Origin of the sequence: Tunturiibacter gelidiferens (assembly GCF_013410115.1) — a bacterium.
Classification (GTDB): Bacteria; Acidobacteriota; Terriglobia; order Terriglobales; family Acidobacteriaceae; genus Edaphobacter; species Edaphobacter gelidiferens.
This window is the reverse complement of record NZ_JACCCV010000003.1, coordinates 72,452-96,303: the sequence shown is the minus strand read 5'-3', so window position 1 is coordinate 96,303 and position 23,852 is coordinate 72,452. Positions and strand designations below refer to the sequence as shown.

General features: G+C 56.5%; 20 protein-coding genes. 2 read left to right on the top strand and 18 right to left on the bottom strand.

The genetic code is table 11. The annotated features are described in order from the left end of the window. Positions 1-232: 232 nt before the first annotated feature. The 9 genes from HDF12_RS21780 to HDF12_RS22615 all read right to left on the bottom strand — a co-directional run bounded on the left by HDF12_RS21780 (position 233) and on the right by HDF12_RS22615 (position 10,005). On the bottom strand, positions 233-877 hold the full coding sequence (locus HDF12_RS21780) for a hypothetical protein (RefSeq protein ID WP_179587323.1): 645 nt from the start codon (positions 875-877) through the stop codon (positions 233-235). Next, positions 864-1,415 carry a hypothetical protein gene (locus HDF12_RS21775; protein ID WP_218892601.1) on the bottom strand — a complete coding sequence of 184 codons (552 nt, stop codon included), beginning with the start codon at positions 1,413-1,415 and terminating at the stop codon, positions 864-866. The genes HDF12_RS21780 and HDF12_RS21775 overlap by 14 nt, the downstream gene beginning before the upstream one ends. 109 nt (positions 1,416-1,524) lie before the next feature. After that, positions 1,525-2,328 carry an enoyl-CoA hydratase-related protein gene (locus HDF12_RS21770; protein WP_179587319.1) on the bottom strand — a complete coding sequence of 268 codons (804 nt, stop codon included), beginning with the start codon at positions 2,326-2,328 and terminating at the stop codon, positions 1,525-1,527. 17 nt (positions 2,329-2,345) lie between these two features. Beyond that, positions 2,346-3,599 carry a CaiB/BaiF CoA transferase family protein gene (locus HDF12_RS21765; protein WP_179587317.1) on the bottom strand — a complete coding sequence of 418 codons (1,254 nt, stop codon included), beginning with the start codon at positions 3,597-3,599 and terminating at the stop codon, positions 2,346-2,348. Between the two features lie 105 nt (positions 3,600-3,704). Further along, positions 3,705-5,228 (bottom strand): class I adenylate-forming enzyme family protein, encoded by a 1,524-nt coding sequence (locus HDF12_RS21760; protein WP_179587315.1) that lies wholly within the window; start codon positions 5,226-5,228, stop codon positions 3,705-3,707. Between the two features lie 37 nt (positions 5,229-5,265). Then, on the bottom strand, positions 5,266-6,483 hold the full coding sequence (locus HDF12_RS21755; protein ID WP_179587313.1) for an acyl-CoA dehydrogenase family protein: 1,218 nt from the start codon (positions 6,481-6,483) through the stop codon (positions 5,266-5,268). 72 nt (positions 6,484-6,555) lie between these two features. After that, entirely contained in the window at positions 6,556-7,470 is a 915-nt protein-coding gene (locus HDF12_RS21750; protein WP_179587311.1) for a 3-hydroxyacyl-CoA dehydrogenase, read from the bottom strand. Positions 7,471-7,526: 56 nt separating this feature from the next. After that, on the bottom strand, positions 7,527-8,465 hold the full coding sequence (locus tag HDF12_RS21745) for a 3-hydroxyacyl-CoA dehydrogenase NAD-binding domain-containing protein (RefSeq protein ID WP_179587309.1): 939 nt from the start codon (positions 8,463-8,465) through the stop codon (positions 7,527-7,529). Positions 8,466-9,108: 643 nt separating this feature from the next. Beyond that, positions 9,109-10,005, bottom strand: coding sequence for a reverse transcriptase domain-containing protein (locus tag HDF12_RS22615; protein WP_373563999.1), 897 nt, complete (start codon positions 10,003-10,005; stop codon positions 9,109-9,111). Positions 10,006-10,236: 231 nt separating this feature from the next. Here HDF12_RS22615 and HDF12_RS21735 point away from each other — a divergent pair, with 231 nt between their 5' ends. Together HDF12_RS21735 and HDF12_RS21730 are read left to right on the top strand one after the other, a co-directional pair. Next, on the top strand, positions 10,237-10,581 hold the full coding sequence (locus tag HDF12_RS21735) for a hypothetical protein (protein ID WP_179587305.1): 345 nt from the start codon (positions 10,237-10,239) through the stop codon (positions 10,579-10,581). Positions 10,582-10,982: 401 nt separating this feature from the next. Further along, on the top strand, positions 10,983-12,083 hold the full coding sequence (locus tag HDF12_RS21730) for a M28 family metallopeptidase (protein WP_179587303.1): 1,101 nt from the start codon (positions 10,983-10,985) through the stop codon (positions 12,081-12,083). A 199-nt stretch (positions 12,084-12,282) separates the two neighbouring features. Here HDF12_RS21730 and HDF12_RS21725 read toward each other — a convergent pair whose 3' ends face one another. The 9 genes from HDF12_RS21725 to HDF12_RS21685 all read right to left on the bottom strand — a co-directional run bounded on the left by HDF12_RS21725 (position 12,283) and on the right by HDF12_RS21685 (position 23,845). Further along, entirely contained in the window at positions 12,283-13,008 is a 726-nt protein-coding gene (locus HDF12_RS21725; protein ID WP_179587301.1) for a hypothetical protein, read from the bottom strand. Between the two features lie 55 nt (positions 13,009-13,063). Then, a complete protein-coding gene (gene mobF / locus HDF12_RS21720; protein ID WP_179587299.1) occupies positions 13,064-16,726 on the bottom strand; it encodes a MobF family relaxase in 3,663 nt (1,220 codons plus the stop codon). A gap of 18 nt (positions 16,727-16,744) precedes the next feature. Further along, positions 16,745-18,790 carry a type IV secretion system DNA-binding domain-containing protein gene (locus tag HDF12_RS21715; protein ID WP_179587297.1) on the bottom strand — a complete coding sequence of 682 codons (2,046 nt, stop codon included), beginning with the start codon at positions 18,788-18,790 and terminating at the stop codon, positions 16,745-16,747. Positions 18,791-18,792: 2 nt separating this feature from the next. Next, positions 18,793-19,173: a plasmid mobilization protein gene (locus HDF12_RS21710; protein WP_179587295.1), complete on the bottom strand. Its 381-nt coding sequence runs from the start codon at positions 19,171-19,173 to the stop codon at positions 18,793-18,795. 301 nt (positions 19,174-19,474) lie between these two features. Next, entirely contained in the window at positions 19,475-19,765 is a 291-nt protein-coding gene (locus HDF12_RS21705) for a hypothetical protein (protein WP_179587293.1), read from the bottom strand. 79 nt (positions 19,766-19,844) lie between these two features. Beyond that, positions 19,845-20,840, bottom strand: coding sequence for a TadA family conjugal transfer-associated ATPase (locus HDF12_RS21700; RefSeq protein WP_179587291.1), 996 nt, complete (start codon positions 20,838-20,840; stop codon positions 19,845-19,847). Then, positions 20,837-21,616 (bottom strand): VirB8/TrbF family protein, encoded by a 780-nt coding sequence (locus HDF12_RS21695; RefSeq protein WP_179587289.1) that lies wholly within the window; start codon positions 21,614-21,616, stop codon positions 20,837-20,839. Before HDF12_RS21695 ends, HDF12_RS21700 begins: the two co-directional genes overlap by 4 nt. Positions 21,617-21,965: 349 nt before the next feature. After that, positions 21,966-22,835 (bottom strand): hypothetical protein, encoded by an 870-nt coding sequence (locus HDF12_RS21690; protein WP_179587287.1) that lies wholly within the window; start codon positions 22,833-22,835, stop codon positions 21,966-21,968. Between the two features lie 104 nt (positions 22,836-22,939). Beyond that, a complete protein-coding gene (locus HDF12_RS21685; RefSeq protein WP_179587285.1) occupies positions 22,940-23,845 on the bottom strand; it encodes a hypothetical protein in 906 nt (301 codons plus the stop codon). Positions 23,846-23,852 lie beyond the last annotated feature (7 nt).

Genomic DNA, 23,852 nt, shown 5'->3' with positions numbered 1-23,852 from the left:
GTGCGTTGATTTGGTTATTGTTTTCTTAACTCCCCCACGATGCACAGAAGTCTTTGGTTTTTTGCACGCGAGCCAGAAGTCCGTGTTCAGAAGACCCTGCCGCTGCGAGAGGAGTGGCGTCCCTAAAACTTATAGCCGGCCCACAGGGTCCAAAAGTTCAGGTTGCGGCCAGGTTGCGGATGAACGTCGATGAAGTTAATCGGACCGGACCGTTGTGGCCACGCTGCAATGGTTACTTAGATATATTTTCGGTCTCTTTTTCGGGGAGCGCGGCGGCCTGTTTCGGCAGGGGTGACTTTTTGAAAGTAGCTGCCACATTGCGTGCCAAGTTGTGGGTTGCTCGCAGGTTGCCACCGATGAACCGGACATTGCCATCGACGACATGGTCCTGGACTACTTGGCCCTCTCGTGTGACCAACTGAACGCGAACGTTCAACTTGGTCGCTCCACTCACGGTAGTGACAGCCCGCCGCGTCTCGCTACCCGGCGTATATTTTTGAACCGTTGTCTTCAGAAGGAGCAGGCCGGGAACATCGTTCGCGTTACGATCCCCGCTACGGAACACCTGTTTGAACTGGTCTGTTTTGGTTAGCTCTTCGAGGAGATTCTCGTAGATGGCGGCTCCGAAGGATGGATCAAGGCCGACGTCTCCGGGGTCGACTCTATCTACCTGCACGCTCCATGGCTGGGCACCTCCGCTTTTGCCATCTGTGGAGGATTCCGCAAGCACAGTTGGGACGAATACCTGAAGCTGCAACGCACCGAGCAGCAGGATAACAGCCGCAAGTGGTCCGTAGTGCTTGTTTGTCCGGTGGAAACCGGACAGGCCCGGCGTGGTCTTAGTTGCGGGAAGGAAAAGTTTTTTATTTGTTTTCATTCTTAACCTCGAGAGTGCTTTGGGTGGGGGTTCGCTCTCCAGGCGACCTGATGTGCGCGCCATTGGCTACCAGGGCCTTCTTGAAAGTTTCTCCTTGCCCCTTCTCCAATTGGAATATAGCGCCGTGGAAACCACCGCTGTTATCAAGATATTCAACTGTGAGGAAGTCGTATTTCTTATGTGCGAAGAGGCTCACCACCCGCCCTCCACCAAATGGAGCTGCAGTTTTGCCGAGCATCATAGCCGTGCCGCCTACCTGCTTGTCTCCATCCTCGACAAAGATGTCTTCAATGGAGCTTATGCTCACCTGTGTGGCTGTACTTCCATCGTGCTGAAATTGCATGACGCCACCCTGGATTTTCAACTCTCCGGTGGCGTTATGCTTCGCACCTTCAAACCCCAGGACTTGCGTGACATGTATGGCCGACCCTGGGACCGGACTCTGTGCTTCGCTCTGATTCTGGCCTATCGATGCTGTGCTTAATGAGAGCAGGACAGTTAGGAAAGCTAATCCATGCCCACCCTGAAAGGAAGTCATGGGTGTCCGCCTGGACGATATAGGATTACGATTCATAATTCCTCACTTGTGGTCGCAATGATGTGATCACTTCTTCGATTTATCGTTCAGAAGCGGTGCTCGATCGCAATCACTTACCCTGGAATTGCGGTGCGCGCTTCTGGACAAAGGCAGAAGTGCCTTCTTTCTTGTCCTCGGTGCCGGCAGCAAGTGCGAAGTACTTCGCCTCGAGCTCCAAACCTGAAGTGAGATCTGTGTCAACGCCCTTGTTCACCGCGTCGATGGCGTAGCGGATCGCGATCGGCGCATTTGCGTCGATCTGCTTGAGAATGGCCTCACAGCGCGGTATCAGGTCCGCTGCAGGAACAACCTCATTCACTAACCCGATGCGATGGGCTTCGTGAGCATCGATCAGATCGCCAGTCAGGATCAGTTGAAGTGCGCGCCCTTTGCCCACGAGACGCGGTAGCCTTTGCGTTCCGCCATAACCGGGAATAATTCCAAGCTTGACTTCAGGCTGACCGAATTTCGCGTTTTCCGCGGCGATACGAATAGTGCATGCCATCGCCGTTTCACAACCGCCTCCCAGGGCGAAGCCATTCACTGCTGCGATCACAGGCTTGCCAAGTGTCTCAAGAAACAAGAGCGTCTCCTGCCCTTTTTCGGAGAACTCACCTGCCTTCTCACCGTCGATTGCCGAAAGCTCTGCGATATCGGCGCCAGCAATGAACGCCTTCTCACCAGCTCCGGTCAGAATGATGCCTTTGACTGTGGCATCCTCCTTCGCCGCATGAAACGCAGTGTTGAGTTCTTCAACGGTCTTCCGGTTGAGCGCGTTCATCACCTTCGGGCGATTCATGGTGATGTAAGCGATCGATCCTCTGACCTCATACGTGATGTTTTCTAAGCTGGTGGATACTTCTGTAGCGCTCATGAAAGTTTTCCTCTCTCCTAAATGGGTTTCCCTGGAGCGTGCGTTGGTACTTCAGCATGCGCCGCCTGTGGTGCTGCTCCGCTGGCACGCAGGCCTGCGATCTCGTCACTTGTGAATCCAAGTTCCTTCAGCACTTCATCGTTATGCTCGCCGATTCCCGGCGCGCGCCTGGCAGGCACCTTAGTAACACCGTGCACTTGAATAGGACTGCTGATGGTTGAGGCCAGCTTCTCGCCGGCTCCTTCGAGCGGAACGACGATGTCATTCGCTCGCAGTTGCGGATCATTAACGACTTCCTGCGGCCCACGTACGGCGCCGAAGGGGACGTGAACGCCGTTGAAGACCTCATACCAATGCGACATTGGCTGCGAACCAAAGATCTCATCGAGGATTGCCGTCAGTTGTGGCCGGTTCTCCGCCAGCTTGGCTGGATCCGAGAATCGCGGATCCGTCAGGATATCCTCACGACCTATTGCTTTTAGAACCGCGGAGACCTTGTCTGGAGTAACGACCAAAACAAACCAGGTGTCATCGGAAGAACGATACATGTTCAAGCCTGCATTTGCGGGGTGTGCTCGATCGTGCAGCCCATAGAAGTTCGCACCGCATAGAGCGGCCTGAATAGATACGCCGGCCGACCAGATACCTGTCGCGAGGAGCGAAGTCGTGACGTAGGATCCCTTGCCGGTGCGCTCGCGACGATAAAGAGCCGTCGCGATTGCGCCATAAATTGCGACCGCAGTCGCGTTATCGCCGCTGCCGGCTACTGGCCATGTCGGCGGTGATCCAGCATCGCGCGTCATATACAACAAACCGCTTCGCGCCCAGAAGGCCGTGAGATCGAACCCCGGAAGAGCAGCGTCCGGGCCGTTCTCCCCGAAGCCGGTGAGATCCGCATAGATCAGACGCGGATTCCACTGGGTGACGTCGTCATATTCGAGCTTCAATTTTTTGCGCGCGGTATGCGGCGTGTTGACAATGAACACGTCGGCCCACTTGACTAACCGCTCGAGGACCTGTTGCGCACTCGCAGCTTTAAGATTGAGCGCAAGACCGCGTTTGTTTCGATTAGCCAATTCAAACGGATAGGGCACATCGGAGCGCGGCTGGGGGGGAATCTGATGCCCGTGTCTCCACAGCTCTCCATCGGGTGGCTCGACCTTAATCACATCCGCACCGAAGTCGGACAGGATTGTCGCTGCCGCGGGACCCGCGATGAAGCTAGCAAGGTCAACTACCTTGAGTCCTGAAAAGATTTTGTCTTCGCTCATATAACCTCCACCATCTTCATTTGTTCGTCAACTTGAATTGCGAAGCTCGTCACAATGTTCCAGATCCGTTTCGTGCTTCAAAGCCCTCTTTCGGCGGCCGGCGCATCACACTTGCCTGGATTGTCCGGCCCAGTACTTCTCCCGTAAAACTCGCTTCAGAATCTTGCCCGACCCGGACTTGGGGAGTTCCTCTGTCATGAACTCGATGTGGCGGGGGAGCTTGTATGAGGCAATCCTGGTCTTGCAGTACTGCTGGACTTCTTCAGCAGACAGATTGGTTCCCGGGCGCAGAACAATGGCTGCGGCCACCAACTCTCCCCATTTCTCATCCGGGATACCGAATACTGCGGCCTCCTTCACTTGGGGGATCTCATAAATAGCTGCTTCGACTTCACCCGTGTAGACATTCTCCCCACCGCTGACGATCATCTCTTTGGCCCGATCGACGATGTAGAAGAAGCCGCCCTTATCCTGGCGACCGATATCTCCGGTGTGGAAGAATCCGCCACGCAACGCTTCTGCGGTTTCGTCAATTACCGACTCATCTCCCGGCAACTCTTCTTCTATGTCGTGCCAGTAACCCCGCATGATGCCGGGCCCACGAGCTACCAGGTTTCCGAGTTCGCCGACAGCCATGGGTTTCCCGGCTGCATCGGCAACTCGCAGATCGATACCCGGGCAGGGACGGCCGCAAGACTGAAGTCTGTCCTCGGTGTGCTCGGCGTCTGTCAGACCAGTCAGGAAGCCGGCTTCGCTCAAACCGTAAACTTGCAGCAACTTCACTTTCGGCAAGACTCTGCGAACATCTCGCACAACCGCGGGAGCAATGGGTGAGCCTCCGTACGCTAGCACATCTAGAGAACCAAGATTGAACGCAACGAGCTCCTGGAACTGGCACAACGTGTTAATCATCGAGGGCACGAGAACCGTGTGTGTCACTCCGTGTGTCTGCACGGAAGTGCAAAACTCTAGCGCGTCGAAACGCTCCAGCGTCATCTGCGCTGCGCCAAAGACAGGGGCTGCGAACATCGCGGGAAAATCGGCGATATGGAACATTGGCGACGCATGAAGAAATACGGCGTTCTCGCGATATGCCAGCCAATAGTTCAAGTCATGAATGTTGGAGAAGATGTTCGCGTGTGTAAGGGCGGCCCCTTTGGGGGCTCCGGTCGTTCCGCTCGTGTACAGGAGCACAAGGATCGCGTCCGGATCATAAAACTCTCCGGCGTATGGTTCGCCTTCAACTTCATCGAGAGGGTCGACGTCGACCACGAGTTCAAACTCAAGCCTCACAGTAGGCGCGGGGAACTTTGAATGTCGAATCAGGCCACGCGGGCGAGCATCCTCAAGGAGCCGGTCGATCTCGGGGCTCGCATAGCGCGTGTTGATGGGAACTGCGATGACGCCAAGCAGACTGCAGGCATAGATCAGCTCGATGTATTCCGGCCCATTCGGCATCAGGAAAGCCAGCCGCTCTCCGCTCAGGAAGCCGCGACGCCGAAGCGCCGCGGCGATCATTCTTACTCGGGTATCCAGTTCCAGAAAGCTCACTGCCCTTCCTTCCCGCAGCAGAGCAGCGTGCTGGGGGAAGTATTGCAGGGCGCGACCAACGGAATGGGTGTAGATCATCGAAGCCTCTCACTCGGTAACAACAGACGCGGTCTGACTAGATGAATGCGCTAAACCCCGAAACGGCGCGACCAACGATGAGGGTGTTCATCTCACGCGTTCCCTCGTAGGAGTAAATCGCCTCGGCATCCGCAAAGAAACGGCCGATGTTGTAGTCAAGGAGGATTCCATTGGCTCCAAGAAGCTCTCTGGCAAACCCGACGGTCTCACGCATCTTGACTGTGGTGAATGCCTTGGCGAGCGAAGCATGTTCATCCGCGAGCTTGCCTTCGTCCTGCAACTTCGAAAGCCGCATGACCATGCACTGACATGCAGTAATGTTGCCAATCATCTTGACGAGCAGGTCCTGGATGAGCTGGAACGAAGCGATCGGCTTGCCGAACTGTTCGCGGGTCTGTGCGTAGAGCAACGCATTTTCGTACGCACCCATCTGGCATCCGGTAGCCTCCCATGCGACGAAACCGCGCGTCAGGCGGAGTACGCGGGCGGTGTCACGGAAGGAAGTGTCGTTCTGCAGGCGGTTCTCTTCCGGCACCCTGCAGTCTTCGAGAGTAATCAGTCCGTTCTGGACTACCCGCAGCGCCATCTTGTGCTGGATCTTTTCGACCTTGAAGCCGGGGGTGGTCTTGTTTTCGACGATGAAGCCCTTCACCTGACTATCAGCCTCGTCGCGCGCCCAGATGATGGTGAGGTCTCCAAACGTAGAGTTACCAATCCACTTCTTCTGGCCGTTCAAAATCCACGTGTCGCCCTCCCGCCGCGCGGTCGTCAAGAGACCACGGGAGGAGCCAGAGCCCACCAGAGGCTCCGTGAGACCGAAGGAGCCGATCTTTTCGAGGCGCGCCATCGGAGGCAGCCACTTTTTCTTCTGCTCTTCCGACCCGCACAGGTAGATGGATCCCATCGCGAGACCGCTGTGGACGCCATAGAACGTAGCCAGCGAGCAATCGACCTTCGCGATCTCCATCGCAACGTAGCAGCTCAACAGGTTGCTCCCGCCGGCGCAGTCATAGCCCTCATAACCAAGCCCTGCAATCTGAAGGTCACGGATACCTGGGACGAGATCGAACGGGAACTCATCCCTCGCCCAGAAATCGTTAATGATCGGAGCGACAGCGTTCTTCATGAACTCCCGGACCTTGTTGACCTTCACCTGCTCGGTCTCAGACAGCATCTGAAAGGTCTGGTAGAAATCGCTGTTCGGCTTCGGTATTACGATCGGCTTCTTTGGTTTTTGAGTCTGTGTGTCTGACATCGGATCCTCCAGTGTCTTCTCTTTGGTTGTGTCAACCGGAACTGTTATGCGAAACGCGCTGACCGCAGTGGTTCAGTCCGTGTAAGCTACGCCGGTCAGATTCCCCTGAACAGCGAGCAGCGTCTTATGCGTCGCGCCGTCCAGACTCGCGCTGTACAGGGAGCCGCCGAGGTCGGCCATGAACATGCGATTGCCAGGAACATCGAGTGCGAGCCCGATGCCTTCCATCAAATGGGTAAAAACGATCTCGGGCTCAACTGACTGTGGCGCAGCGTCGATCGGTGCCCGGCTGACGGTATTGCCGCGCGGGGGATCGCCACGATCGGTCCAGTAAAGGAAGCGGTTTTCGAGATCGAGATCGAGATCGATGGGCTCCGGTAACTGGTCGAACAACACTTCGATATCGCTACGTGAGGTGGGAGTCTCTCCCTTGGGTATGTCGAGCCCGGCCCGGAAGATCCTCCCGACGCCAGCGTTGTCGATACCTTTCTGAGTCCAGTAGAGCTTGCCGCCTTGTACATCGATGGCAATGCCAACGCACCACCGAGTGAGGTCTGCTCTGTCTGCTTCACCATGGCCGTTTTGAATCAGGGTCTCAAGATGAGAGCCGTCGAGGTTCGAGCGCATAACGCGCATTCCCTCGCGATCGCACCAGTAGAGCCTGCCATTACGCTTGTCGAGCTGCAACTGTTTTGGGGTGAAGGTCTTTCCGTCCGGGACGATGGTGACGCGATGGCTGCCGTCGATGTTGGCACGCTCAATCGAGCCATCTTCCTTGTTCGGAATGCCCATCTCTGTCCAGTAGATGTGGCCGTGCTCTACATCAACAACGATCCCGTCTGGGATGCGATGACGACCGGTGACAAGTTCCTTGACGTCGCTTCCATCAGGGTCGACGGAAAGCAGGCGACCACCGCTTGCGTCGATGAAGTACACGCGACCGCTCTTGTTCGCAGTCGTCTTGGTGTCGTTTGGTGTCGTTGACATAGGATTCCTCTCCGTTTGCGTTCATCCAATTGCGTAGGGTTGACTCTCGAACTCCTCTACTTCCCGGTGCGTCTCAGGGCGAGCAGTCCGAGCAAGAGCCTGTCGCGCTCTTCGGCGAGGTCGTTGATCGACTGGTTGCCGGCTTCCTCCAGAACGCCCCGGGAGATCTTCTCTTTCAGTTCGGGTGTGAACTCGGGATTGCCGAGGTCCTTCCACCATGTGCTCATCGGACCTGAGAGGTGCTCCATGAAGTGATGGATACCGCCCTGGCCACCGGCGAGATGGAAGAGTAAGTTTGGTCCCATGAGGCCCCAACGCAGTCCCGGTCCCCAGCTCACCGCTGCATCCGCGTCCGAGACGCTGAGTACGCCCTGGTCGATCAAGTACACAACTTCGCGATAAAGAGCGGCCTGAAGACGGTTCGCGACGTGACCGACCACCTCTTTCTTCACGTGAATCGGTCGCTTACCTATCGAGGCATAGAACGCCATCGAACGCTCGATTGTGGCAGCCGATGTCTTTTCGCCACCGACGATTTCAACGAGGGGAACGAGGTGAGGAGGATTGAAGGGGTGTCCGATCACGCAGCGCTCGGGATGTTTGCACTGCGACTGGCTAACGCCAATCGGGATGCCCGAAGAACTGGAGGCAAGAATGGTGGTTGCCGGAGTCAGCGCGTCCATGTCGGCGAACAACTTGATCTTGAAGTCCGGCTTTTCTGGACCGTTCTCCTGGACCAGGTCGACGCCCTGCAGCGCTTCGTTCAACTTGGCGGTGAACGAGAGTCGCTCCTTCGTGGCCCCGGCAGACAGCCCCAACTGCTCAAGCGCAGGCCACGCACTGGCGACATATTCGCGCAGGTTCTCTTCCGCGTTGGGGGCTGGGTCGGTGGCAACCACATCGAGACCATGTGCCAGGAACAGGGCGGCCCAGCTGGCGCCGATAACTCCGGTTCCAACGATGGCGATACGACGGATAGCATTCTCTGAAGACATCGGTGTTTCTCCTTCTCAGATATATGTCGGCGATGGCGTCTAACGACGTCCCGCATGGGACCATCAGCTCTGTCACAGGCCGAGGATTGATGGCGACACATCCAACTCGCCGGAGGCCGACGAGCCATCTTCCAGGGCAGGAGACGATGTGATCCTAACCAAGGCTGAAGCGCGAAAGATATGACATATTCCTAGTAGCCAGTGGGCCGAATCTGCATCCAGCTAACTGCATCGCTTCGAATTAATGCATCTGTAAAGAAAGCGGATTCTGATGCGCGCGCGTAGAACGATTCGCAAAGTTCCGTTGGTTTTATAGGTATTTCTTAGTGAGAATGCGACGCGCCTGAGACTTCAAAGCCTTTAGCCCGCTACGTCACCAACGTAGAACGGTGACCATGGCTGACTCGCCACTCCGGTGGCGTGTGCCTTTCTGCTCAGCAAAAAAACAGGCCAGTCCAGGGCGCTCCGCAATCGGGGAGCGAAGGCCGGATTTTGCGGGATGTGGGTGCAGGGAGAAACCAAAAGGGTTCCTCACCCGCAGGGTCAACAATAGCGGCGACATCAGCTGGCATAAGGACAGAGTGTTCATTAGCGAAGTCTTCCGGTTCGAAGATTTGGGCCTTGAACTGGTAACCGAAGACTTCTACAAGGTCTTCTTCCGGGACATGTTCAATGCCAGATATCGTGACGAAGGCAGACGTGAAGCTCTTGAAGCCCAGCATGGATCGAGTTCGGTTCTTGATGCCGCGATGATCCGCGCACCAAGTCGTTGTTCCAGGCCCGCCTTCTTCCACCCCAAGATAAAGCGCCGCATGTACAGATTGGACAGTAGGGGTGAAATTGGTGAGCCTTGCGGAATACCCTGCTTAGTGTCTCGGTTGACCGTCGTGCGTTTCTTGCGACCACGCCCATCCTGCTCTTCAACCGGAGTGTCGAGCCACATCTTCACAAGATGCAGCACGCGCCGATCAACGACTCGGCGTACCACCGATTTCATGAGTTCAACGTGCGGGATCGTGTCGAAGTATCCAGATAGGTCGGCGTCCACGACATCTTTGTGGCCGCTAACCAGTAACCCGTGTACCTCACGCACGGCGCTTTGCGCATTCCGATTCTGTCGGTAGGCATGCTGTTCCTGCGGCATGTCGGCCTCGAAGATAGGCTCCAAGATCAGCATTGCCGCCGTTTGACACACCCGTTCCGCAAGTCGCGGAATGCCAAGCGGCCTGAGTTTGCCGTTCGGTTTCGGAATATAGACCCTTCTTACCGCTTCCGGACGATAGGTCTCTTCCCTGAGTTGCTGCGCCAGTTTCCCAAGCCAGCGTTCTGCTCCATAGGCTTCGACCCCTTCGAACGTCAGCCCGTCTATACCTGGTGCGCCCTTGTTGGCGCGGCAGCATGCATAGGCGTGTGCCAGTACGTCCGTCCGGCAGATCTTGTCATACAGCGCATAGAAGCGAAACTCGGGTTCTTCCTTCGCTTTTGCATGTAACGCCGTCCGCAGTCTCTGAACACTTTCCGGAGTTGCTAGGTTTCCCAATCTCCTGTCCTTTCCCACTTTCAACGTTGGTTCTGAACTAAGGCCCCTTCCCTCCGCTGGCATTACCCAGTTTCCTCAGTACTACGGGCCTTTCCGTCACCCCAGTGCGCCCGGTCGATCCGTCACCGGCTTCCAGTTGGTCCTTGCACTCGACCACGCATGGGCTTCCCGTGTTGCATCGGTCTCCCTCTTGTATGCATGCTGTCGCCAATACCCCGGCGGAATCGCAGGGTGCACATTTCGCTCTCTTCCCCCACGATGGCAGCCTTCCCCGATTTTTGGGCGGGTCGGCTTCCGCATTGCGTCTTTCGAGGCCTGCTCAGCGTTCACTCACGTTACGGCCTGCATACTTGCCAAGTCACTTACATGACCCTCTACACCGGAGGCTTCAGCCGCTTCGTTACCTCCACGACTGCTCCGATTGCTACCGGCTGGAGCGACCTTGCCGGTCGGGATTCGCACCCGCTGAGAAACCGTGCCTTCGCACGGCGCACCAAAAATCGGACGCTAAGGAAGCCAGAGAAGAACTCGGGCGGACTGGAGAGTAAAGGCGTTGAGCAGAGCCCGCCCGGCTAAGTTAGGCTCTCTATATGCGGGCACTCGCCGGGATCCTAGCAACAGCACTTTCGATGTTTGGCGGTCCCTCGTGGGGGCAAGCGGTCCCTCCAGCCATGCTGGATCAATTGGATACTATCTCCAAGACTGCCGATCAGATCGATCCCATGTCTGAGTTGGAGGAGCTCTGTGAAGGCATCGGCCCTCGGCTATCGGGCAGCGCGGCTGCACACAAGGCTGAGAACCAGGTGCTCGCACATATGCGCGAGATCGGCCTCCAACAGGTGCATCCCGAAAGCTGGACATTGCCCCGAGCCTGGAAGCGTGGGTATGCAAGAGCATCGCTTGTCACCCCCTTCGCGATGCCAATTCCGGTTGCAGCTTACGGATGGAGTGGATCAACACCGCAGCACAGTGGTCCGGTGCCCGTTGTACTCGTCAATGCAAATGATGTTGCGGAGCATCTCGACTCACTCATACGAACGCACGGGGCAAGCTGGAGGGGCAAAGCACTGCTCATTGCTTCCAACCCTGACAAGCCGATGCGCGCCTATTCGCAGCTCTTGCCTCTCCTGCAAGCCGCCACCGCCGCCCACGCGGTTGTCGTCCTCCGTCACGATACACGGCCCGGTAACGGCATTATTCACTCGGAACCGGTCGCGGTAGCGTTGCCGGAGACCATTGATACGAAGCTGATCGCAGCGGTCGATCTTCCTGTCGAACAGCAGAAGTTAATTGAGCATCTACTACGGCTCAATCGTCCCGTGAGAATAAACATCGACGTAGAAAACAGCTTTTCAGCCGGGCCAGTTCCATCGAACAATATCGTCGGAGAGATCACGGGTGTCATTCATCCTAAAGAGATAGTTTTGGTTGGCGCACACCTAGATTCCTGGGATCTTGGGACAGGTGCCACGGATGACGGCTTCGGAGCGGCTGCAGTTCTGGGTGCGGCACAAGCACTCATTCAGGCAGGCTTACATCCTGAGCGCACAATTCGTTTTGTTCTCTTTACCGGAGAAGAAGAGGGGCTGCTTGGGTCGCGGGCGTATGTCCGCCAACATGCGGCGGAGATGGCCAATATTGTTGCAGCGTTCGCGCTGGACTGGGGTGCTGGACCCATCATCCAATTGCCCACTGCGGGTCACCCCGAGCTGTTGCCGCTGCTGACGCACTTCAATGACATGACTCCCCAGCTTGAGCTAAAACCTCCGACCGAAGGATGGCTGTTTATGACAGATGCGTATGCTTTCACCTTGGAGGGATTACCGGGCATCGCTCCACTTGTACGAGCACCGGGATACTCCGAGCAGGCGCACTCTGCCGAGGACACTCTCGATAAAGTCTCATCGGCCGACTTACGCCAAGCGACAAAAGTTCTCGCGATGGCCGGCTTTTTTCTTGCGGACACGGATAAACTTCCGCCGGGTCATCTCACTCCTGCTCAAACTGCAGATACCCTGATCCTAGGAAACCAAAAGCCATTGCTCGAAGTGTTTGGGTTATGGCCCTTTCAGGAATGAGCGTGATGCTCGTCTCCTCGAATAGACAATCCCCGTCGGAACGCCATTGCGCAAACGAAGGTTTACTGCAACGATCCTCCACTTGCAGGAAAGCCCCGTATTTCGCATTGCATATACGTATTGCGATTGGCTTCCTAAAGGCGATAGGTTTTCGCAACAAACCTAAGCGTACGATTTTGGACGTTTGGTGTGGTGACTCCTATTGAACGTCAGAGACCTTTCCATCCACAAAGACGATCTTCATGTCTTTGTAGATGAAGGCCTGCTTGGCTCCGAGGTCGACAATCTTGTCTGGGTTGCCGAGCGACTGCTTTACTTCGTCCGGGTTCATGCCGAGTTTCACGGTTTTACTCTCGACCGCTGAAGCGACTGCTGGGTCGGCGATGACCTTATCAATCATCTTCTTCGCGTCATCAGGGGTCATGGTGTCGAGCCCCGGAAGCTTGACGTTCAACTCGGCTCGATACCGCGTGCTCATACCGTCGCCGAGTGTGGCCACATCGACGGTGAGCAATTCAATCTGCACAGCGTCACGCTTTACGAGGATATCCGTGACATAGACCTTCTCGTTAGGATTCAAAGTGCGCGATTGGGCGGTGCTGCCGCCGAAGGCCGCGGCGAAACCTGTTGCCTGGGTGATCTGCCCATTGGCGTAGTTCGTGTTCACGATTGCATTCTGGGTGTTCGCTACGTCGGCGTAGATGCCGGGAAGACGGACTGCAAGGATGACACCGGGCTTGGTGATCCGGGTGTAGTCGGTCTTAAACATGACCTGGCCAACCTGTGTGAGGGGATAGTCGGCGACCAGGGCCTCACGCATCGCACGGCTATTGGGTGCGGCGAAGGCGCTAACGGAGAGGGTTGCGGCGGCGGCCGTGACGGTGAGGACACGGAGGGAGTGCGAGCGGAACGAGGTGAAGCTCATAGGGGGGAGAATCCTTTCGCTTAGGGCTATTGAATCATGCAGTGGAGCGTCGTCGTTATCGCCCCATCCGAATCCTGATCTCGGGAGTAGTCGGCTGCGGGATGTTGGCGACGGTTGGGGCAGGTTGCTGGATGTTAGCGACGGCTGGGGAGTCGAGCTGTGGTTGTTGTGGAAGTCCGGTGGGCGATTGCGTCATCTGGTTTTGAACTGGCTGTGACTGCTCCTGGTTATGCGTTGTAGATCCATCGGAGGTGTAGATATTGACCTCTCTTCCGTTGCGTGAGAGCGAAGCGATCTCGCGCCCGTTGGCTGTTGCGTCCTGTGTGAAAAGAATGCGCTCGGGAGAACCCACCTTGATCCTGTCGACCGCATAGCCATGATCTAGGTGGCGGGTTTGATCGCCACCTAGCTGCACGACTGATCCTGTATCCATCCGGATATCCAAGGCCTTTGCGTCATTGATGCCGGTTATGATTCCCAGCTCTCCTTTGCGGATGTTGCGATCGGAGTCGGCGCGGGTGAACTGAATGCGATCGCCTGCGGCGATTTCGCGTTGCTCCTGACGATAGACGACGCTCTCTGCCGTCATGGTCTTCGAGAGATGCGGACTGTATGTGGACTCGTCTCCGCTAGCTGTCTGAACGGTTAGACTGTTGGTCCGTGCATCGACTGACAAGACGGTCGCGATGCTGTTATGGGGGATACCGTCGATCTTTGGGCTCCCATGCCGGTACTGGATGAGATCGCCGGGTGTGTATTGCGAGGCGAGCTTACGATTGCTGACGGGCTGCTCGACAAAGACCGTGACGGAGCTGCTATCTGGGGAGACCTGCCCCTGTCTCTGGAGGTCAGAGCGAATAAGCCGATTGAGTTCGCCTCGTTCCGCCGGGTCACGAGCGACGACGACCGTACTCTCCGGTCGTTCGGCGTAGGCCTGCGCGACGGCGGCGAGACGGTGATCTCGATTTGCATATTGGTTGATTGTCGGTGCGGAGCTGGCCGACGCGGCCTGCTGTTTGGCTGGGGCGAAGTCGAGCGCGGCGGTCTTGTTCACTTCGTTCGCCAGCCGCGAGCCGAGTGTTTCGGCATCGTTCGTGTAGATCCTCGCGTCGTCCGACGCCCGCGAGACAGCAACATAGGCGAGCCGGGTGTTGATGAGCGTACGTGACGAATCCGTGTCGATATTGGCGATGACGCGGCGCTCGGTGAGCCCCTGGGAGCTGTGTGAGGTCACGGCGTAGCCGTGATCGAAGGTTCGCACCTGGGTGGGATCGAAGGAGACGGTGCGGGCTTCTTTACCATCCATTCGGACGGTGATCTGTCCGTCCTGGAGATTTTGGATCGTGGCGAGGTCACGATTACTAATTCCGAGGTCTTTGTTGTTGGCTGTGAACTGGATTCGATCACCCGTCGCGAACTCACGAGTGACCTCTCGGTAGACGTTCACCCCTTTCAGCCTGGTTGGATCGTAGGTCACTGTCTGCCCGTCTTCGCGCATGAGAGTGAGGGTGTTGCTCCGGCCATCCGCCCAGATGACGGTTGCCGTCGCGCCGCGCTTGAGTTGGAGAGCCTTACTGCCGGTGTTGTATTCGACGATGTCGCCGACTTGGTAACGCGCCGCCCACTCCCGATCCGCGCCGGTCATATCCGAGCGCTGGGAGAGTGTACGGAACTCCCTGTCATCGCTTGCGAGGGTGCCATTGTGATGCAATTCCACGCGAATCGCTTGGTTGATGAGCTGGCGGCTCCGGTTATCAGGGGACACAATTATGGTGTGCTCGGGCTTCGCGACGTAATCACTCGCGATGGCATTGATGCGTTCTTTCGCGTCCTTCACTTCGCTTACGCGCCCTTGGTCCCGTAGCATTTGGACGCCTTCAACTGTCTTACCCGTCGCGAGAAGTTGCACGGCTTCAAGTAACTCGGGGTTGTTCCTTTGGCGGACAATTTGGTCTAGCTGTGAGGTCCGCATCCCGGCCTCCTGCATCTGCTGAAACGGGCGACCCGCATCCACACCTTGATGCTGCCGGGTGTCCCCGATCAAGAGCACTCGGTCTTGGGGTTGGATCTTCTCCAGGAAGGAACGCATCTGCGTTGTGCTCGTAAGGCTGGATTCGTCGAGCAGATAGAGATGTCGGCTGGCAGGATCGCCCGCCGTCTGGCCCTGGCTGCCTCGCGCAAGGAAGCTCTGGAGCGTCGTGGCGCTGATCCCGGCGTCGCGGAGCTGGCCTGCGGCCCGCGACGTGGGAGCGAAGCCCTCGACGGCATAGCCGCTCTTTTCGGCTCCATCGCGAATGCTTTGAAGGACAGTTGTCTTCCCGGTCCCGGCGAGTCCCTGAAGTCCGTGGATGCGATCGGACGAGGAAAGAACCTCCTGGATCACGGTCCTCTGCGCAGAGTTGAATGATGTCATCTTCGATGAATGCGCTGCGGCTCGATCTTCGGACATCATCGGTTCAACGGTTTGTTGTCCACTGATGACATGCGCCACGTTCGCACGCTCGTTGGCAATCGTCTCCGGCGTGGTGAAGCTCCGTCCACTGTCGTGCTTTCCGCCCTTGAGTTGCTGGAAGTCTCCTTGCTTGTGACGGGCATCAAACTCAGCCCGTACCTGGTCGAAGGTCGTCTCACCCATGCCATGCCGGAGGGCATCGCGCATGAGCATACGCTCGTCAACCACGGCCTCGCGTTCGAAATTGCTGCTCCGCGCATAGGTGACGGCCTCCTTCGCTTTCGTGACAAGACTGTCCGGTTTTCGTTCTTGGCGTTCTGCCCGTGTGCGTGCCTCTGCGACCACGGTAGCCGCCTCATTCCCGAACGATTCTGCGATCTCCCGGTGTGCAGCGAGCACCTGCTCCGGCGCGAGAATCTGCTTTTTGTCGCGAGTTGCAAGAGCCGCGATCTGTGCGGCCTCGGCTCCGCTGTGACCGGACTTGGCGAGATTTTCTCTAATCAACTGGTTGCGTGGGCTCGATGCGTCAAGATACTCCTGGGAGTAGCCCTTGATCTCGGGCGCACCACTGCGGCCCGCCTCGATCTCGTACCCCAAGTCGCGCAATTTGTAGGTCAAGACGGACTGATACACCGCCGTCGCATAGTTTTGGGTTTCGAAGAAACTTAGCGACTGGAGGGCGCGGGTGCTACCGTCCTCGCGCTCCGTAACGTTGAAGATGACGACGTGGGTGTGGAGCTGGGGCGCGGCGTAGCCGTCGACCGGACGGGCGGTGTCATGCTCGAACTTCGCGGCAACAAACTTGCCGGTCGTCTCGGCTGGATTGTTACCGCCGATCCGCGCTTGGGTGTACTGCTCAAGCTCCGTTAGCGCCACCGTGACGGCCTCGCCGTGGGCCTGTCTCACCCGATCATCGCCACCGACCAGAGCGGTGAGCGAGACGGATTTTGGAGCCGAGAACGTAGCGTCCCACGCGGCCCGGTGTTCGACCGGCTTGGTAATCGAGCCATCGGCATTCTTGTACTCCTTTCCTTCGCGATGCTTCACCATCTGCTCGTCCGTCTGGGGATGTCGGCCCTCGGTCAGCCGAGCGAACTCCTCGGCTGTGACTGTGCCGCTCAGCCCCATCTTGGCGGCAAGTTGGCCCTGCCATTCGCCCTGAACGGTGTCGCCCTGTTTGTAGTAATTCGAGGCCTCAGAAGTGAACTCGAGCTTGTGATAGGTTTGCGCTTTGCCAGCACTGAGAGGCTTGGGGATGTTCAGCACGGATAGCTCCTAAATTGTTTACATCCCACCGGAGATAGCGTCTTGAGACAGCCCCTTTTCGAACATGGGGATCTGTGCGACCTTCGCTTGGGGTGCAACGAGGTGTGGGCCTGCGGCAGGCGTGGCTTCTTCTGCCGCCGCTGCTGCGGGCACTGGTTGACTAGCCGCGGCGGGTGCGAGAGGTGCTTCCGGCTCCGGCGTCGCCACTTCTGGAGTCGGCGGCTCTGGAGGTAAGGAACGAAGCCACATGTCCTCTTCGGGAATGTCGCGGCTGACGATGGCAGGCGCGATCTTTTCCCGTTGGCTGATGCGAAACGGGAACCGAGTCACGTAGTTCCCTAACTTCATGAAGGCGTGCAGGTCTTCGAGACCTTCGATCTCGGATTTCATGACCAAAGGCTCAATCTGGCGATCCAAGGTAAAGCTCTTCCCTGCTCTCTTGCCGTCGGCCTTCGTCTCACGAACCCGCTCGATCTCGACCTCACCGATGAGGTCGGAGGCCCAGCGGGCAGCCTCCGGCTCGGAGGTTTTCATAATGACCTTTGTGGTGGGCATGGAGAGCATCACCTCGGTGATTTTGCCGTAAGTTTCCTCAAGCTGAGCCTTGCCTTGGAAACCGAAGATGATCGGGTTGTTGCTCTTCCGGCCCTTGGTAAGAGCCGCATGAAACAGCGGCAAGCGCTGTAATGTAGCTAACTCGTCAAGCACAAACCATGCTCTTCTTTGGCCCGGCTTCGGCTCGGCCAGAAGCCGAAGGACAAGCAAGTCGATCCAAAGCGATTGCAGCGGACGCAACGCATTTTGGTGAGCCTCTTCGGTTCCAGTCAAAAAGATCCATCCCTCGCGTTTTTCTGCCCACTCCGTGGCGCTCCACTCCTGTCCGTTCGACTGTTCCTTGGTCTTGAGGAGCCTCAGACTGTCCGCGATGAGCCCTAACGAACCAAGGACACCGTTCCTCTGGTCGGGGGCATCCTTGGCGATCATCGCAGCGATTTCCGTGCCCTCAACCCTCCTGTCGATCTCCGCTGGATTCGACATCCATTCGACCAACTCCTGCGGCGTCGGCCTGTATTTCATCAGGTGAGCAAAGACCTTTTGCGGGGTCTCCGTAAAAAACTCACCCTTCTTGCTGTTGGTGGGCTGGTAAAGGGACTCGGCGATGGTTCTCGCCTCGGCAGGGTTGCGCAGCTCGCTCGAAGGAGTCCAGTACGGGGACCGCGCATCGAAGGGATTCAGGATGTAGTCGCCGCGATCTTCGCGGTAGAAGTGCTGCACAAACTCGGCTGCCGGATCATAGACAATGGCAGAATCTCCCCGGTCTTCGATCTGCTCCAGAAGCTGTTTCATCAAGGTCGATTTGCCGACGCCTGTGTCTCCCATGATCCACATATGCTTCGGCTCGGCCCGCAATGGGAGCCGGATGGTTGCGCCTTTGTCACTAGTGACAAGGCCAAGCCCGGCCCCTCGCAACTCCTTGTTGAATTCCTTTGGGGTTTGCATGACCGGACCCCGGAGAAGCCTTCCGTACTTCATCTGCTTGCCGCGTTTGAAGTCCCAAGGCACGGCAAAGCAAAGCATAAAGACCAGGACACAACTTGCCTCGATGAGAGCCGGTCCGTAGCTGCCGAGTAGATCGTCGCCGCCGAAGATGGCGGATTGGAGCCACAGGTGGAAGGTCGCATCTTCGAACTTACGCGCCGCTCCACGGAAGAGAGTCGTGTAACCCTGCACCTTGGCGGCGGGTGAGAGGGCAACTCCGATCTCCTTGCCGTCCGGGAGCATCATCGTACCCGGAACAAAATCGGCCGGCACGGCCACGCGAGGGAGTCGTTTCCCTCCCCCGAGATAAATCAGCCAGTAGGAGTTATGCATCTTGAACGCGGAACCGGCTGTCGATTTGATGAACGAACCGGTGTAATTGCGTGCCAGGAATGGCTTCATCATGTACATGCTGGCAAGCAGCGTGAGCACAATCGGCAACGCGAGAATCAGCGTTCCGTAGGTGTAGATCGGTACTTGCGGCGGCCAGATCACCGTCTCTTTGCGTCCCCATTGTTGCGCCATCGTTAGCTCTCCTTTTTATCCGTCGATGTGTACTGCTGCATCATGTCGAGCGCTTGTTTGTGCTTCGTTGTCCGCACTGTTGTGAGTACGTCGGAGAACATCTTTTCAGTCAAATGTTCGCCACACGCAATGTGTTTCAGAACGAGATTGAGCAGCATGCGTGTCGCTACAATCTCGGTGAAAACCGGGTCGCGTTCGGTCTTTCGGGCTTCACGCAAAAGCACTTCGCGAGCCCATTCACTCACGCTTTTTCCAGTCCGGTCCGCTGCCTCGATCAGCTCACGTTCCTCATCTCCGCTAATCCGGGCACCTATTGTTTTGGCTCTGTGAGTACCACTCTTGCGCCTCATCGCCCGCCTCCCAAAGCCCATTTCTTCAGCCATGTCGCCCCCTCTCCAACCCTTGAAATAAGCCGTTCACGCTGGTGAACCTGCGTTCACCAGCGTGAACGCTTCGCGCGTATCTGGCTGTAACGGAGCGAGTTCACTACAGTGAACTTTTCCGGCTTACACACCACCCTAGAAGGGGTGGAGTGTAAATAATCTCCATGTGCGAAGCACATTTCCCGAAACAACCTCTGCTCTACCAGGACAACCACCTATTTCAAAACCAACCAACTTCTTTCTGTCAGTCAGAGAACGGGAAAACTAATGCGTAAAACAAGAACAAAGAACTGCCGAGCTGCTAGTCTGCGGCTATCGAAGAAGCAGAGCCAGGCTTAGGTCCACGGCGAGCACCAGTGGCAACCGTCGCTGACCTCTTGATGCGAAGGGATGAGACTGGCTTGGGGTTCTGTACGCGGTACTTCTGGAACTCGGAATCCTTGCCACAGACGTACTCGATAGCCTTATTCACCACCTCATCGGCAGGGGCTTTGGCAAAGGCTGCGTACTGATCTACGAGAAGTGCGGTTGACTCTTCAAGTGAGCAGATGGCGGTGACTTTCTTCGTGGCTTTGATCTCTAGCAGTGGCATCTTCTCGTTCCTCCTGGGTACTTTCGGGTTGTGGGTCGTGGCTGGTTAAGTGGGCGTCGTCGCTCTGCGGGGATCAACGTCACTGGATAGTTGTGGGAGTGCTTTCGGCACGGTAAAGGTCTTCCGTGAGAAACGCTTGTGTAGCGAAGTCGTAGCCGGTCACTTTAATCAACTCACGCACGCGCCGCTGTCCGTTCTGCTCTCGTTCGCAGTACAGAACGAAATCAATTGCCTCTGCGGTTTCAGAACGAATAAAACTGTGGTTGATATTGGGACGGGCACTCAACGCGAGATTAGAAAGCCTGCTGAGTGCATCCCACGCCGATTTAGCGTGCAAGGTGGTGAGTGTCCCACCGTGTCCGGTATTCATGGCTTGCAGTAGATCGTTCGCGCACTCGTCGCGTATTTCTCCGAAGATAATCCGGTCTGGACGATGACGGAGAGCCGCCGCAAGCAATGCGCTTGGTGTGATTGCAACCTGTCCGGGGATTGCATCGACAGCCTCCCAACGAACGGCGTTGGGCTGTAGGATGCGCAGCTCGGCAACCTGCTCAATCACAATAAGACGGTCGGTTATAGGTACGTGGTCGAGAATTGCTTTCATCAGCGTTGTTTTGCCCGACCCGGTTCCACCGGCGATGATGCCGTTCTTCTTCTTCATCAGGAAGGACACAACATGATCGCGTACCGTGGCTGGCATACTGCCGCTGTCAATTAGCTCGTCAGTGGAGTACCAGCGGTTGAACTTACGAATGGTGAGAGTGGGTCCACCGATAGCGGAGGGTGCGCCGACAACGGCTACACGTGAACCATCCGGCATCCGGGTATTAAGGATTGGGTTCTGCAAGGTCAGGTCTTGGCCCATCACGCGGGCGACACGCTGAATTGCAGCTTCCAGTCTCTCCACGCTGTAGTTATTCGTGAGCGGGATATTCACAACAACACCGTCACGGTCGGCATACACCCCGGTCGTTCCGTTAATCATAAGGTCGCTAATGGTCGGATCGAGGATGAGTGCTTGCAAATCATCTTCGAAGAACGGTAGAACCTTCTCCCATCCGCTCTCTACGCTCATGGCTTGGCCTCTGAGTGATACGTCGAACCCTCCGGTGTCTGATCGACGGAGACGCGGTTCTCGTGAAACTCTGTGATGGTGACGCCTAGCGGATTGATGGTTTCGTATTGCGGGTTGGTCTTGGCGTGATCGCTCACCTGGGCGGGATTGACGTAGTAGGTGATCGAGGAGATCCAATGCTCAGTGCGGGGCTTTTGAGAGTTCCGGGACGAATAGATCTTGTCGAAATTAATCAACGCTGTGCCGCGAGAGACGATTGCGTTAGCGATGCGCTCCTGTGTCATCGAGGTAATAGTCACGTTGTTGACCTGAACGTCGCTTTGCTCCATCTGTCCGGCCAACACCTGGCTGCTGAGGTGGTTATTGTTGTCGTCGTTGATAAGTTGCGAAGCGAGTTGTGACGACAGGAAGTAGTAGTTCATCGGGTACTTCTTTGCGATGGTTTCCCGATTGATGGTGTGCCTGTAGTTGAGCCAGTCTGTGATGTAGGTGCGTATCTCGCCCTCGCGTGGGCTGTAGTTCAAATCGCTGTACTGAATGGCTTGTGCGCGTCCTGCATCGTCTATCCGGACATAGCGGGTGAGTGCGGGCCGGTTCGCTATGAGGACAACGGCCCCGGTGAGCACAAGGGAAAGAAGGGTGAGTGTGCCGATCGCTATTCGGGCTGTTCGCCGTTCACTGTAGTGTGCGGCGTAGACTTGGTTTGCAACCTCGTCTGCTTGTATGTGTTGCTGTGGAGTGAGAGCACTAGCGAGGTGTGCTGTTTGGGTGGCCATGTGTATGCCTCGTTTCTTTGGAATGAACTGCTGCGCCGATATGGATAATGCCTGTGACGAACACAAGCCCGAGAAGAATGGCAGCTATCAGAAGGACAAGACCGGATAGCGTTCGGATAGCTACGCGTGTGATTAGCCGTTCGCTGGGAGGGCTAGTAGGGTGTGCTGGTTGGGTGGGCATGGGTTCGCCTCATTTCTATTAAATGAACTGCTTTGGAGACGCGGATAATGGTTGCGAAGAAGTAGAGCGCAAGAATGATGGGCACCAGCATTCGCAGGACTCGCGGTATACGTCGGTAGATGAGCATCAGAGCTAACATTTTGGGGTGCCTTTCTGTTCAGTCGGCGGCTACATCATTCCCATGAGAGCGGCACGCTCAGCGATCTCTCCGACCTTCCCTGCTGATCCCGCACCGCCACCGAAGATCATTTGGGTGATCGTAGGGACAAGGAGCATGTTTGCAATGAAGGCTACAAAGATCGTTAGGAAGGGGATGAGGTTGGCAATCCAATTGGCGATGGTGTACTGCCCCTGGAATGTCTGGTTGATGAACCCTACAAGGAACTGTGTCCAGACGTAGATGAACGCGGCGGCAACGGCGCGAATCATCGCTAAACTGGCGAGGGTTTCGATGAAATGAATGAATTTGCCGCGAAAGGTTTCCGTGAGGTAAAGCGGGATGAGGAGCGGCCCGAAGAGCGCCGCGATTGCATAGAAGATGAACGAGCTGCAGTTGACCAGAAAGAGCACACCGGACGCCATTCCGAGGAATCCCGTCACAAAGAAATAGCAGATGACCTCAGTAGGGGCAAAGACGGTCGGCATGGGGGTGTTTTGCCCGGCTGTGTTGAAAAGAGTCGTGAGTTGGTTGAGAGAGTTTTGGTCAAGAATCTGCGAGATGGCAGCCGCCATGTAAGAAAACATGCGATTGAATCCAAAGCTTGCGCCGGGAAGGTTGTTGACCCAGTAGTGTTCGATGACCAGGCAGAAGAGGAAACGGAACAGGAAGACTTTCAGCTCATCCAGGCTGACGGAGCGGTATCCACCGAAGTGTGCGGACCAGGGCGACATGCGAACCGCAATCCCGAAGAGCATCATCGTAGCGATGAAGGTGAGAAAGATCATGCCAAAGTTGGACAAAGCCCCACCGTTGTTTAGCGTCAGATTGGTGATGCTTTGCGAGAATTGAGCTAGCCAGTCGATCGATCCGGGATTCATATGGGTCACACTCGCTTTGCTGGGTAATGATTCTGAAAAGTACGGCGCTGAAGCCTACCAGCGCCGCGAGAATGGTGTGTACTTTTGGCATAAGGGCACAATCTCTAGAAGTACGTCGTCCAGGTGGTCGATTCGTTGCCCGCATACGTCGGATTGCTCGACTGCTGGGTCAACTTGTACGCGGCATCATTGATCGTGAGCGAAGCTGCATTCCGCTTGTCCATGTTGCTGACAGCGTTCTGTGCTGCGATGCATGCTTGCAACTGGCCTTGGGCCTTTTGCTCTTGCATCCGCTGTGAGCCTGCAACATTGAGGAGGTTGAGTTGTTCCACCTCACTGTTTGTTGCGGTAGTGGTGTCGTAAATGGAAGTGTCGAGAGCGGTATTTGGAGCGAGGTTGGTTGTCCTGCTCTGGTTATAGGCTCCGACTGCGGCCAGGCATTGGGTCGAGGCGGCATCCATTGCCTCGATGTGGGCGAGGGTAGATAGTCGGTCACTGGCCCCGACGATCTGATTGCCCCAGAAACTCGACGATGTACCAGACACCGCGAGATTCATGAGTTTCCAGACCGTACTTGCGTTCTGGCCCTGCCCGTTTAGTTGCGCCTGAAGACCGCTGGTTTCACCGTACTGATTCTGTACGGAGGAGGCCATAAGCGCGTTCTCGGCTGTTCTCCAAATTTGCTTGGAGTTGAAATACTTGAGGTTGTTAAAGATCGTGTTGTAGGTCGTTATTGACTGGTTGTAAATCTTCAGCGCAGTCCCGGCCATCTGGATATCCTGGATGAGCTGTTGTGAAAGAGTTAGGTTGGCTTGCGAACCCTGAGCTATGCTCGTTGCTTGGTTCACAAGTGCTTTGCCTTCATTCGAGATTTGAATAACGGCGTGGGCTGACTGTGTGGGGTCGAGGACGACACCACCGAATTGAGCGTTTGCAGGCATGGCGCTTGCAAAGGCGAGTAGCCCACCGGCAAGCGCTAGCCATCTTGCGGTGTATGCTTCTTTTCTCATATAGAGA

Coding starts and splice junctions, on each gene's coding strand:
- HDF12_RS21780 (WP_179587323.1), bottom strand. CDS start 877: ATGAAAACAAATAAAAAACTTTTCCTTCCCGCAACTAAGACCACGCCG.
- HDF12_RS21775 (WP_218892601.1), bottom strand. CDS start 1,415: ATGACTTCCTTTCAGGGTGGGCATGGATTAGCTTTCCTAACTGTCCTG.
- HDF12_RS21690 (WP_179587287.1), bottom strand. CDS start 22,835: ATGAATCCCGGATCGATCGACTGGCTAGCTCAATTCTCGCAAAGCATC.
- HDF12_RS21725 (WP_179587301.1), bottom strand. CDS start 13,008: ATGAGCTTCACCTCGTTCCGCTCGCACTCCCTCCGTGTCCTCACCGTC.
- HDF12_RS21710 (WP_179587295.1), bottom strand. CDS start 19,173: ATGGCTGAAGAAATGGGCTTTGGGAGGCGGGCGATGAGGCGCAAGAGT.
- HDF12_RS21760 (WP_179587315.1), bottom strand. CDS start 5,228: ATGATCTACACCCATTCCGTTGGTCGCGCCCTGCAATACTTCCCCCAG.
- HDF12_RS21685 (WP_179587285.1), bottom strand. CDS start 23,845: ATGAGAAAAGAAGCATACACCGCAAGATGGCTAGCGCTTGCCGGTGGG.
- HDF12_RS21715 (WP_179587297.1), bottom strand. CDS start 18,790: ATGGCGCAACAATGGGGACGCAAAGAGACGGTGATCTGGCCGCCGCAA.
- HDF12_RS21745 (WP_179587309.1), bottom strand. CDS start 8,465: ATGTCTTCAGAGAATGCTATCCGTCGTATCGCCATCGTTGGAACCGGA.
- HDF12_RS21770 (WP_179587319.1), bottom strand. CDS start 2,328: ATGAGCGCTACAGAAGTATCCACCAGCTTAGAAAACATCACGTATGAG.
- HDF12_RS21700 (WP_179587291.1), bottom strand. CDS start 20,840: ATGAGCGTAGAGAGCGGATGGGAGAAGGTTCTACCGTTCTTCGAAGAT.
- HDF12_RS21750 (WP_179587311.1), bottom strand. CDS start 7,470: ATGTCAACGACACCAAACGACACCAAGACGACTGCGAACAAGAGCGGT.
- HDF12_RS21705 (WP_179587293.1), bottom strand. CDS start 19,765: ATGCCACTGCTAGAGATCAAAGCCACGAAGAAAGTCACCGCCATCTGC.
- HDF12_RS21755 (WP_179587313.1), bottom strand. CDS start 6,483: ATGTCAGACACACAGACTCAAAAACCAAAGAAGCCGATCGTAATACCG.
- HDF12_RS21765 (WP_179587317.1), bottom strand. CDS start 3,599: ATGAGCGAAGACAAAATCTTTTCAGGACTCAAGGTAGTTGACCTTGCT.
- HDF12_RS21695 (WP_179587289.1), bottom strand. CDS start 21,616: ATGGCCACCCAAACAGCACACCTCGCTAGTGCTCTCACTCCACAGCAA.